This is a genomic window from Enterobacter cloacae complex sp. HYC042_NIDB (genome assembly GCF_056673315.1).
On record NZ_CP109650.1, the window covers coordinates 4,581,705 to 4,593,164 of the forward strand.

General features: G+C 62.4%; 12 protein-coding genes. All 12 read left to right on the forward strand.

The genetic code is table 11. The features are described 5' to 3' along the window. Window positions 1-5 precede the first annotated feature (5 nt). From OKF39_RS21980 to OKF39_RS22035, 12 genes are read left to right on the forward strand one after another with little or no spacing between them, the layout of a single operon-like run. The gene (locus OKF39_RS21980; protein WP_479983348.1) at window positions 6-593 is read left to right on the forward strand and encodes a COG4648 family protein; all 588 of its coding nucleotides are present in this window, start codon (window positions 6-8) and stop codon (window positions 591-593) included. Further along, window positions 586-1,947 (forward strand): class I adenylate-forming enzyme family protein, encoded by a 1,362-nt coding sequence (locus tag OKF39_RS21985; protein ID WP_479983349.1) that lies wholly within the window; start codon window positions 586-588, stop codon window positions 1,945-1,947. The genes OKF39_RS21980 and OKF39_RS21985 overlap by 8 nt, the downstream gene beginning before the upstream one ends. Then, the gene (locus OKF39_RS21990; protein ID WP_136344104.1) at window positions 1,934-2,287 is read left to right on the forward strand and encodes an ApeI family dehydratase; all 354 of its coding nucleotides are present in this window, start codon (window positions 1,934-1,936) and stop codon (window positions 2,285-2,287) included. The genes OKF39_RS21985 and OKF39_RS21990 overlap by 14 nt, the downstream gene beginning before the upstream one ends. Then, entirely contained in the window at window positions 2,278-3,969 is a 1,692-nt protein-coding gene (locus OKF39_RS21995; protein WP_479983350.1) for a glycosyltransferase family 2 protein, read from the forward strand. The genes OKF39_RS21990 and OKF39_RS21995 overlap by 10 nt, the downstream gene beginning before the upstream one ends. A 3-nt stretch (window positions 3,970-3,972) precedes the next feature. Then, window positions 3,973-4,395, forward strand: a complete 423-nt coding sequence (locus tag OKF39_RS22000; RefSeq protein WP_248223807.1) for an acyl-CoA thioesterase — start codon at window positions 3,973-3,975, stop codon at window positions 4,393-4,395. Then, window positions 4,392-4,997 (forward strand): outer membrane lipoprotein carrier protein LolA, encoded by a 606-nt coding sequence (locus OKF39_RS22005; protein ID WP_045631452.1) that lies wholly within the window; start codon window positions 4,392-4,394, stop codon window positions 4,995-4,997. Before OKF39_RS22000 ends, OKF39_RS22005 begins: the two co-directional genes overlap by 4 nt. After that, window positions 4,966-7,290: an MMPL family transporter gene (locus OKF39_RS22010; protein ID WP_479983351.1), complete on the forward strand. Its 2,325-nt coding sequence runs from the start codon at window positions 4,966-4,968 to the stop codon at window positions 7,288-7,290. The genes OKF39_RS22005 and OKF39_RS22010 overlap by 32 nt, the downstream gene beginning before the upstream one ends. Continuing rightward, window positions 7,287-7,865 carry a DUF3261 domain-containing protein gene (locus OKF39_RS22015; RefSeq protein ID WP_479983352.1) on the forward strand — a complete coding sequence of 193 codons (579 nt, stop codon included), beginning with the start codon at window positions 7,287-7,289 and terminating at the stop codon, window positions 7,863-7,865. Before OKF39_RS22010 ends, OKF39_RS22015 begins: the two co-directional genes overlap by 4 nt. A 1-nt stretch (window position 7,866) precedes the next feature. After that, window positions 7,867-9,036 (forward strand): beta-ketoacyl-[acyl-carrier-protein] synthase family protein, encoded by a 1,170-nt coding sequence (locus OKF39_RS22020; RefSeq protein WP_063155489.1) that lies wholly within the window; start codon window positions 7,867-7,869, stop codon window positions 9,034-9,036. After that, window positions 9,033-9,506 carry a hotdog family protein gene (locus OKF39_RS22025; RefSeq protein WP_045259387.1) on the forward strand — a complete coding sequence of 158 codons (474 nt, stop codon included), beginning with the start codon at window positions 9,033-9,035 and terminating at the stop codon, window positions 9,504-9,506. The genes OKF39_RS22020 and OKF39_RS22025 overlap by 4 nt, the downstream gene beginning before the upstream one ends. After that, on the forward strand, window positions 9,503-10,234 hold the full coding sequence (locus OKF39_RS22030; protein ID WP_028014712.1) for a 3-ketoacyl-ACP reductase FabG2: 732 nt from the start codon (window positions 9,503-9,505) through the stop codon (window positions 10,232-10,234). The genes OKF39_RS22025 and OKF39_RS22030 overlap by 4 nt, the downstream gene beginning before the upstream one ends. Next, window positions 10,231-11,460, forward strand: coding sequence for a beta-ketoacyl-ACP synthase (locus tag OKF39_RS22035; RefSeq protein WP_028014713.1), 1,230 nt, complete (start codon window positions 10,231-10,233; stop codon window positions 11,458-11,460). Before OKF39_RS22030 ends, OKF39_RS22035 begins: the two co-directional genes overlap by 4 nt.

An 11,460-nucleotide genomic window follows, 5' to 3' on the forward strand; every position in this document is an offset into this window, starting at 1 on the left:
ACACCGTGCGTGGTGGACGGACGTTCCCGGTCATCCCACTCCTGACGGGGCTGATGCTGCTGGCGTGGCCCTTCCTGATTGGATTTGGGCTAACGCATAACAGCCTGCCGTGGCTGCTGCCGGTGATGGCGCTGCTGTTGCTGCTGCGGCTGCGTCAGGCGCGGCGTAACATCGGCCCGATGCGGTATGTGGTGCAGTGCGTGGCGCTGGCGGGGATCGCGCTCTGCGCGGCAAGCTACCTGCTGAAAACCCACCAGTGGCTGCTGTTTTACCCTGTGGTCGTTAATCTTGTGATGCTCGCCGTGTTCGGCGGTTCGCTCTGGACAGCGATGCCGCTGGTCGAACGCCTGGCGCGCCTGCGAGAGCCAAATTTGCCGCCGGAGGGTGTGCGCTATACCCGCAGGGTGACCCTCGTCTGGTGCGGCTTTTTCATCGGCAACGGGGCGATGGCGCTGTATACCGTCCTGCACGGCGACATTCATCTGTGGACGCTGTGGAACGGTATGGTGGCTTACATCCTGATGGGGACGCTGATGGCGGCAGAGTGGCTGGTGCGCCAGCGGGTGATAAAAAAAGAGATGCAGAATGACTAACCCCCTTCCGCTGGGCCAGTGGTTAAACGCGCCCCGCCCTGACGACACGCCCGTCGCCTGGCTCGACGATCGTACCTGGACGCTGGGCCAGCTGCGCCACGACGTGACGTTACTGGTCGACACCCTGCGTCAGCAGGAAGGCGAGCGCTGGGCGCTGTGCTTTGAAAACAGCTACCTGTTTATCGTTGCGCTGCTGGCCTCGCTGCATGCTGGTAAAACGCCGGTCATTCCTGGCCATAGCCGCGTTTCGCTGCTTGAGGAGCAGCAGCCGCTGTTTAGCGGCGTCCTGAGCGATCGGTCCCTCGATATTGACGGGCAGCTGATTGTGGTAGCCTCCCGCCACCAGACGATCTCCCGCTGGGTACCCCTGCCGGAGATTAACGAAAACCGCTTCGTCGAGCTGTTCACCTCCGGCTCCACGGGAACGCCGCGCCGGGTGGTTAAGCACATCGTCAGCCTGGATCGCGAAGCCCGCCTGCTGGCTGACCGCTTCGGTGAACGTCTGGCTGGCTGTAGCGTTGTGGCCTCCGTCGTCCCGCAACATCTCTACGGCCTGACATTTCGCATCGTACTGCCGATGGCGATGGGCCTGCCGCTGCATGCCGCGATGCTCTACTACGCAGAGCAGCTGGCCGCCCTTCCTCATGACCGGCATTACCTGTTCATCAGCAGCCCGGCGTTCCTGAAGCGCCTGGATACCGAACTGGCCGCGCCGCCCGTCAGGATGCTGATTTCCGCGGGCGGAATGCTGCCCTGGCGTGACGTCTCCACCACGGTTGGCTGGCTTAACATCTGGCCGGACGAAATTTATGGCAGCACCGAAACCGGGATCCTCGCCTGGCGCCATCGCGTGGAAGATAACCTGCCGTGGCTACCCTTCCCCGGCGTAAACTTCCATCAGGAAGATGACGCCTGCCGCGTCACTTCGCCGCTTATCCATGAGGCTGAAGGACTCCAGCTGGACGATATCCTCCACTTCGACAGTGAGGGGCTGTTTAGCATCGCCGGTCGTCGCGGGCGGGTGGTCAAAATTGAAGAAAAGCGCATCTCGCTTAACGAGATTGAGCGTCGCCTGCTGCAGCTCGACGGCGTTTGCGAGGCGGCTGCGCTGCCGGTTACGCGCGGGGGCCGTCAGGGGATTGGCGTCCTGCTGGTGCTGGATGAGGCGGTTCGTCAGCGCTGGCATCTGCAGGATAAAAAAGCGCAGGAGTTCGCCTGGCGACGCGCCCTGCTGCCGTGGCTTGAGCCGGTCGCCGTTCCACGCTACTGGCGCATTGTCGATGAGTTGCCGGTAAACAGTATGAACAAGCGTGTCTATGCGCAGTTAGAGGAGTTATTTCATGAAAATTCATGAAATCGAGCGCCATCAGGCACAGCCGGAGAAGCTGGAGATCGTGTTGCATCTCGACGCCTCTCTGTTCTGGTTTCAGGGCCATTTTGCCGTACAGCCGCTGCTGCCCGGCGTTGCGCAGCTTGACTGGGTGATGCACTACGCAACGACCTTACTGGCACCGGGCTACCGCTTTCACAGCATTCAAAACGTGAAGTTCCAGGCGCCTCTGCTGCCGGAAACCACGGTGACGCTGGTGCTTGAGTGGCATGCCGGGCGCAAACTGCTGACCTTCAGCTACCTGCGTCATGACGGGACTGAACGCCATACCGCCAGCAGCGGGAAAATTCGTCTATGTCAGTAACCTTCCGCCCCTGCGTGCTGATCCCGTGCTACAACCACGGCGCCACGATGTCCAGCGTGCTGTCGCGCCTCTCCCCGTTTGGCCTGCCGTGCCTGGTGGTGGATGACGGCAGCGAAGCCGCCACCCGCCAGGAGCTTGAGCGGCTGGCGGCGGAGCAGCCGCAGATGACGCTGGTCCGTCTGGCGCAAAACGCCGGCAAAGGTGCCGCGGTCATCAGGGGGCTGGAGGAGTGCGCGCGTGCGGGCTATACCCACGCCCTGCAGGTGGACGCGGACGGCCAGCATGCCATCGAAGATATTCCCAAAATGCTGGCGCTGGCGGAGCGCCACCCGGACGCGCTGATTTCCGGCCAGCCCGTTTACGATGATTCCATCCCGCGCTCGCGGCTCTACGGGCGCTGGGTCACCCACGTCTGGGTATGGATTGAGACCTTATCCCTGCAGCTTAAAGACAGTATGTGCGGCTTTCGGGTCTACCCGGTCTCGCCCACGCTGCGGCTCGCCGCGCGTGAAACGCTCGGTAAACGGATGGACTTTGACACCGAAGTGATGGTCCGTCTCTACTGGCAGGGCAACACCAGCGTCTTTCTGCCCACCCACGTGACCTATCCGCAGGACGGGTTGTCCCACTTCGACGCGTTGAAAGATAACGTGCGGATCTCCCTGATGCATACCCGGCTGTTCTTCGGCATGCTTCCGCGCATTCCCGGCCTGCTCTTCCGTCGACGCGGCCAGCACTGGGCGCAGCAGGACGAGGTTAAAGGCCTGTGGGGCATGCGCCTGATGCTGCGCGTCTGGCAGCTGCTGGGGCGGCGGGCGTTTACCGTGCTGCTGTGGCCGGTTATCGGCGTCTACTGGCTGATCGCGCGTCCGGCGCGGCAGGCTTCGCGGCAGTGGATTGCACGCGTGAAGCAGGTGCTGATGCAGCGGAACATGCCTGTTCCAGCACGTCTCAACAGCTTTTTCCATTTCATGCGCTTCGGCAACGCGATGCTGGACAAAGTCGCCAGCTGGCGCGGCGAGCTGAAGTTTAAGCGCGACGTGGTCTTTGCTCCCGGCGCGAGCGAAACGCTTAATATCGCGGCGCCGCAGGGCAAGCTGCTGCTGGCCTCGCATCTTGGCGACGTAGAAGCCTGCCGGGCGCTGGCCCAGCTGGACGGCAGCAAAACCATCACCGCCCTGGTCTTCAGCGAGAACGCCCGGCGTTTTAAGCAAATTATGAGCGAAATGGCGCCCCAGGCCGGCGTGAATTTGATGTCGGTCACCGACATCGGCCCGGACACCGCCATTGCCATCAAAGAGAAGCTTGAGCGCGGAGAATGGGTCGCGATCGTGGGCGACCGCATCGCCGTCAACCCGCAGCGTGGCGGCGAGTGGCGGGTGATCTGGAGCCAGTTTATGGGCCAGCCCGCACCGTTCCCTCAGGGGCCGTTTATCCTGGCCTCCATCCTGCGCTGTCCGGTGGTGTTGATTTTCGCCCTGCGCCAGCAGGGTAAGCTCGTCCTGCACAGCGAGCCGTTTGCCGACCCGCTGATCCTGCCGCGCGGGGAACGCCAGCAGGCGCTGCAGGCTACCGTCGATCGCTACGCGCAGCGGCTGGAGCATTACGCCCTGATGTCGCCGCTCGACTGGTTTAATTTTTTCGATTTCTGGCATCTGCCAGAGTCCAGAGAGAAGGAGTAAAGGGTGCTGACCGATCCCCGCTTTACGACTGAAGTTGAGATCACCGTTCCGTTCCACGACGTCGATATGATGGGCGTGGTCTGGCACGGCAACTATTTCCGCTACTTTGAGATCGCCCGCGAGGCGCTGCTCAATCAGTTTGACTATGGCTATCGCCAGATGAAGGCCTCCGGCTACGTCTGGCCCGTTGTCGACACGCGGGTGAAATACCGCGATGCGGTGACCTTTGAGCAGCGCATTCGCGTCCGCGCGCAGATTGAAGAGTATGAAAACCGCCTGCGCATTGCCTATCAAATTTTCGATGCGCAGACCGGCAAACGCACCACCACCGGATACACCATCCAGGTGGCGGTGGAAGAAGCCACCCGCGAAATGTGCTTTGTCAGTCCGGCAGTACTGTTTGAACGTATGGGAGTCATGCCATGAAATGGTTGCCTTTGCTGGCGCTGATCGTCAGCCCGCTGGTCAGCGCCGTGACGCTGGATGAACTGCAGCAGCGTTTCACCGAGCAGCCCGTGGTGCGCGCGCACTTCGAACAGGTCCGCACGATAAAAGATATGCCGCAGCCGCTGCGCTCGCAGGGCGAGATGCTGATCGCCCGCGACAGCGGCCTGCTGTGGGATCAAAAAGCACCGTTTCCGATGACGCTGCTGCTGGACGACAAGCGGATGGTACAGGCGATCAACGGCCAGCCGCCGCAGACCATCACCGCCGACAATAATCCGCAGATGTTCCAGTTCAACCACCTGCTGCGGGCCCTGTTCCAGGCCGACCGCAAGGTGCTGGAAGAGAACTTCCGCATCGATTTTAAAGACCTGGGCGCGGGCCGCTGGTCGCTGGTGCTTACCCCAAAAACGACGCCGCTGGACAAGATTTTCGCCACCCTCGATCTGGGCGGCGCGACCTATCTTGAGACGATCCGCCTGAACGACAGGCAGGGCGACCGTACCGATATCGCCCTTTCAAACCACCAATTGACGCCCGCCAGCCTGACCGATGACGAACGCCAACGCTTTGCCGCACCGTAAATCCCTGCGCCCGGCGCTGCTGTGGGCCACGGTATGTCTGGTTATGCTGGGCGTGCTGCTGTCGCTGCTGCCCGGCGCGCGGCTGAACAGCAGCGTGCTGGCCATGCTGCCGAAGCAGACGCTGGGGGCGATCCCTCCGGCGCTCAACGACGGGTTTATGCAGCGTCTCGACTGCCAGCTGGTCTGGCTGGTCAGCCCCGGCAAAGAACCCGATCCGCGCGTGGCGCAGCAGTGGCTTGAACTGCTGCACGGCAGCGACGCGCTCAGCGAGGTCAAAGGCCCGATGGACGCCGCCGGGCAAAAGGCCTGGGGAGAATTCTTCTGGCAGCACCGCAACGGGCTGATTGATCCGGCCACCCGCGCCCGCCTGCAAAACGGCGGAGAAGCGCAGGCGCAGTGGATTTTATCCCAGCTCTACTCCGCCTTCTCCGGCGTCAGCGGTAAAGAGCTGCAAAACGATCCGCTGATGCTGATGCGCGGCTCGCAGCTCGCCCTGGCGCAAAACGGCCAGAAGCTGCGGCTGATGGACGGCTGGCTGGTCACGCAAGATGAAGCGGGAAACTACTGGTATCTGCTGCACGGCGAACTGGCGGGCTCGTCATTTGATATGAAGCAGACCCACCGGCTCGTGACGACGCTTAACGCGCTGCAACAGACGCTGAAAGCGCGTTACCCGCAGGCGCAGCTGCTTTCGCGCGGGACGGTGTTCTACAGCGATTATGCCAGCCAGCAGGCTAAACGCGACGTCTCAACGCTGGGCATCGCCACCCTGCTTGGGGTGTTCCTGCTGATCGTGGCGGTGTTCCGCTCTCTGCGCCCGCTGCTGCTGAGCGTGCTCTCCATTGCCATCGGCGCGCTGGCGGGCACGGTGGTGACGCTGCTGCTCTTTGGCGAACTGCACCTGATGACGCTGGTGATGAGCATGAGCATCATCGGTATTTCGGCCGACTATACGCTTTACTACCTGACCGAACGGATGGTGCACGGCGCGGATCACTCCCCCTGGCAAAGCCTGGCCAAAGTGCGCAATGCGCTGCTGCTGGCGCTGCTGACGACCGTCGCCGCCTACCTGATTATGATGCTGGCCCCCTTCCCCGGGATCCGCCAGATGGCGGTATTTGCCGCGACGGGGCTGAGCGCCTCCTGCCTGACGGTAGTTTTCTGGCATCCGTGGCTGTGCCGGGGTTTGCCGGTGCGCCCGGTTCCCTTTATGGTCCTGATGTTGCGCTGGCTGGCCGCCTGGCGACGCAGTAAAAAACTGTCCGTTGGTCTGCCCGTCGCGCTGGCGCTGCTCTCCGCCGTGGGAATGAGCACCCTGAAGGTGGACGACGACATCGCCCAGCTGCAGGCGCTGCCGAAAGATATTCTGGCGCAGGAGAAAACCATTACCGCCCTGACCGGCCAAAGCGTCGATCAGAAATGGTTTGTGGTGCACGGCGCTTCGCCCCAGCAAACGCTGGAGCGGCTGGAAGCCTTTACTCCCGCGCTGGCCGAGGCGCAAAAAGCGGGGGATCTCACCCGCTGGCGCACCCTGCCGCTGAACTCGCTGGCCCGCCAGAAAAGCGACCTTGCGCTGCTGCGGAACGCCGCGCCTGCGGTGACGAACGTGCTGAAAAGCGCAGGGCTCAACGCCGTTTCCCCCAATCTGGACGCCATGCCGGTCAGCGTGGACGCGTGGCTTGAAAGTCCGGCCAGCGAGGGCTGGCGTCTGCTCTGGCTGACCCTGCCGGGCGGGGAAAGCGGCGTGCTCGTGCCGGTGGACGGCGCAAAAAACAGCGCGGCGCTCGGTGAGCTGGCCGCGCGCCATGACGGCGTCGTCTGGGTGGACCGCAAGGCCAGCTTTGACAGCCTGTTTGCCCTCTACCGCACGCTGCTGACGGGGCTACTGTTTGCGGCGCTGGCGGTGATTGCCTGCGGGGCGATGCTGCGCCTCGGCTGGCGCAAAGGGCTGATAAGCCTGGTGCCGTCCGCACTGTCGCTGAGCTGCGGGCTGGCCGCGCTGGCCGCAACGGGCCACCCGGTAAATCTGTTTTCACTGCTGGCGCTGGTACTGGTGCTCGGCATTGGCATTAACTACACGCTGTTCTTCAGCAACCCGCGCGGTACGCCGCTGACTTCGATGCTGGCGATTACCCTGGCCATGATGACCACCCTGCTGACGCTGGGCATGCTCGTCTTCAGCGCCACCCAGGCCATCAGCAGCTTTGGTATTGTGCTGGTGAGCGGTATTTTCACCGCCTTCCTGCTGGCACCGCTGGCGATGCCGGATAAGAAAGAGAGAAAACGTAAATGAACGCTGTTTATCGCGCCGTCGCGCTGGCCGCGGCGCTGCTGCTGACAGGCTGCAGCCATTCGACCGATACCAAAGAGACGCGGCCTCAGGCCTGGCTTCAGCCTGGCACCAAAGTCACTCTGCCGCCGCCCGGCATCAGCCCGGCGGTAAGCTCCCAGCAACTGCTGACCGGCAGCTTTAACGGGCAAACGCAGTCCCTGCTGGTGATGCTCAACGCGGATGCGCATAAGGTCACGCTGGCCGGCCTCTCTTCCGTGGGCATTCGCCTGTTCCTGGCAACGTACGACGAGAGCGGTATTCATACCGAGCAGTCGATCGTCGTGCCGCAGCTGCCGCCCGCCAGCCAGGTGCTGGCCGACGTGATGCTCAGCCACTGGCCGATTAGCGCCTGGCAGCCGCAGTTGCCGAAGGGCTGGACGTTAACGGACAATGGCGATCGGCGCGAGCTGCGTAACGCCAGCGGCAAGCTGGTGACGGAGATTGTCTACCTCCAGCGCAAAGGCAAGCGCGAGCCGATCAGCATCGAGCAACACGTATTCAAATACCACATCACCATTCAATATCTGGGTGACTGAGATGATTTATATATCCGCTGTTGGCATGGTCAACGCGCTGGGAAACTCGCCTGATGAAATTGCCGCCAACCTGGCTGCGGGCGTGGCGCCGGGCATGCACGCCCGGACCGGCTGGCTGCAGGGAATGCCCGAAGCGGTACTGGGCGGGGTGGAAGGCGAACTGCCGCTCATCCCGGACACCTTCTCTGCACACCGCACCCGCAACAACCAGCTGCTGCTGGCCGCGCTGGCGCAGATTCAGCCCGCCGTTGACGAGGCCATCGCCCGCGTTGGTCGCGACCGGGTGGCCGTGGTGCTGGGAACCAGCACCTCCGGGCTGGATGAAGGCGATGAGCACGTGCGTCTCATGACCGACGGCGAGACCAGCACGCGCTGGCAGTATCCGCAGCAGGAGCTGGGCGATCCGTCCCGCTTTCTCGCCAACTGGCTGCAGCTTGAAGGCCCGGCTTATACGATCTCCACCGCCTGCTCCTCCAGCGCGCGGGCGATGATCGGCGGCAAACGCCTGATTGAAGCCGGGCTGGTGGATATCGCCATTGTCGGCGGAGCAGACACCCTGAGCCGGATGCCCGTGAACGGCTTTAACAGTCTTGAATCCTTCTCCCCCACGCTCTGCGAGCCGTTTGGCCGGGACCGCCGGGGGATCACCATCGGTGAAGCGGCGGCGCTGATGGTATTAAGCCGGGAACCCGCGGACGTGGCGCTGCTCGGCACGGGCGAATCCAGCGATGCGTACCATATTTCCGCCCCGCATCCGCAGGGCGACGGGGCGATAAGGGCTATCACTCAGGCGCTCAGCGAAGCGGGCATGCAGCCGGACGACATCGGCTACATCAACCTGCACGGCACGGCCACGCCGCTCAACGATCAGATTGAATCACAGGTGGTTCACGATCTCTTCGGGGAAAGCGTGCCGTGCAGTTCAACCAAACACCTTACCGGCCACACGCTGGGCGCTGCCGGCATTACCGAAGCGGCTTTGAGCTGGCTTATCCTGACGCGCGATCTGCCCTTGCCGCCGCAGGATTTTTCCCGCTACGCTCCGGACGAGACGCTGGCGCCGTGCGGCCTGCTGCACCAGAGCACCGCCCTGAAAAAGCCGGTGATTTTGTCTAACTCGTTCGCGTTTGGCGGCAATAACGCCAGCATTCTGCTGGGGAGAACGTCATGAGCTATCTATCACCCGAAGCCTATTTGCCGCACGATGCGCCCATGATGCTGCTGGGGTCCGTTGAAAATGTGACGGATGACATGGCGGTCTGCCGCGTGGCGGTTGACAGGCAAAGCGTGCTGGCGCCGTTTCTCAATGCCGATGGCGACCTGCCGGGCTGGTACGCGCTCGAGCTAATGGCGCAGACCGTTGGCGTCTGGTCGGGCTGGCATCGTCAGCAGCAGGGGCAGGAACATATCGCGCTGGGCATGGTGCTCGGCGCGCGCGAGCTGGTCTGCGCCAGCGGGCGTTTCGCCAAAGGCTTAACGCTGGACATTACCGTTAAGCTGCTGATGCAGGACGAACGCTTCGGCAGTTTTGAATGCACGATTTGCGCAGGTGAAGAGACGCTGGCCACGGGCCGGGTCAATACCTTCCAGCCGACTGCAGAAGAATTAACATCGCTTTTTAATCAGGGATCCCACGCATGAGTCGTTCCGTACTGGTCACAGGGGCCAGCAAAGGCATTGGTCGCGCCATCGCCCGCCAGCTTGCCGCTGACGGGTTCACCGTCGGCGTGCATTACCATCGCGATGCCGCAGGCGCGCAGGAGACGCTGGACGCCATCACGCAGGCGGGCGGCAGCGGCCGTTTACTCTCGTTTGACGTAGGCAACCGCGAGCAGTGCCGTGAAGTGCTTGAGCAGGAAATTGATGCCCATGGCGCATGGTATGGCGTGGTTAGCAACGCCGGAATTACCCGCGATGGCGCTTTTCCGGCACTGAGTGAAGACGACTGGGACAGCGTGATCCACACCAATCTCGACAGCTTTTATAACGTCATACACCCCTGCATTATGCCCATGATCGGCACCCGTCAGGGCGGGCGCATTATTACCTTATCCTCCGTCTCCGGCGTGATGGGCAACCGCGGCCAGGTGAACTACAGCGCGGCCAAAGCGGGCATTATCGGCGCCACCAAAGCGCTGGCGATCGAACTGGCAAAACGCAAAATCACCGTGAACTGCATTGCGCCAGGGCTGATTGATACCGGCATGATTGAAATGGAGGAGGCCGCGCTGAAGGAAGCGATGTCCATCATCCCAATGAAACGTATGGGCCAGGCTGAGGAGGTCGCCGGGCTGGCAAGCTATCTGATGTCGGATATCGCGGGCTACGTCACCCGCCAGGTCATTTCGATTAACGGAGGAATGCTATGACGCGTCGCGTGGTGATTACGGGCATGGGCGGCGTCACCGCCTTTGGCGAGAACTGGCAGTCCGTTTCCAGCCGGCTGCTGGCGTATGAAAACGCCGTGCGTAAAATGCCGGAATGGCAGGTTTATGATGGCCTGCACACCCTGCTGGGCGCGCCGATCGACGATTTCGCGCTGCCGGAACACTATACCCGCAAGCGTATTCGCGCCATGGGCCGCGTGTCGCTGATGTCGACCCGCGCCACCGAGCTGGCGCTGGAGCAGGCGGGGCTGATTGGCGAAGCGGTGCTCACCAACGGGCAAACCGGCATCGCCTACGGTTCTTCGACAGGCAGCACCGGCCCGGTCAGCGAATTCGCGACCATGCTTACCGAAAAGCACACCAATAACATCACCGGGACAACCTACGTCCAGATGATGCCGCACACCACCGCGGTGAATACCGGCCTGTTCTTTGGACTACGTGGCCGCGTGATCCCAACGTCGAGCGCCTGTACCTCCGGCAGCCAGGCGATTGGCTACGCCTGGGAGGCAATTCGCCACGGGTATCAGACCGTGATGGTCGCGGGGGGCGCGGAAGAGCTTTGTCCGTCTGAAGCGGCGGTGTTTGACACGCTGTTTGCCACCAGCCAGCGCAACGACGAACCCAAAACCACCCCCTCGCCGTTCGATACGCAGCGCGATGGTCTGGTGATTGGGGAAGGCGCAGGCACCCTGATTCTGGAGGAGCTGGAGCACGCCAGAGCGCGCGGGGCCACCATCTACGGTGAGATCGTGGGCTTTGCCACCAACTGTGACGCGGCCCATATCACCCAGCCGCAGCGTGACACCATGCAGATATGCATGGAGCAGTCGCTGGCGATGGCGGGGTTAAGCGCCCGGGATATGGGGTATATCTCCGCGCACGGTACCGCCACCGACCGCGGCGATATCGCCGAAAGCCAGGCCACGGCCGCCATCTACGGTGACAGCGTGCCGGTTTCTTCGCTGAAGAGCTATTTTGGCCACACGCTGGGGGCCTGCGGCGCGCTGGAAGCGTGGATGAGCCTGCAGATGATGCGCGAAGGCTGGTTTGCCCCGACGCTCAATTTAACGCAGCCGGATGAGCAATGCGGGGCTTTAGATTATATTATGGGAGAAGCCCGTCAGATTGACTGCGAGTATCTGCAGAGCAATAACTTCGCGTTTGGCGGCATCAATACCTCGATTATCATTAAACGCTGGGCGTAA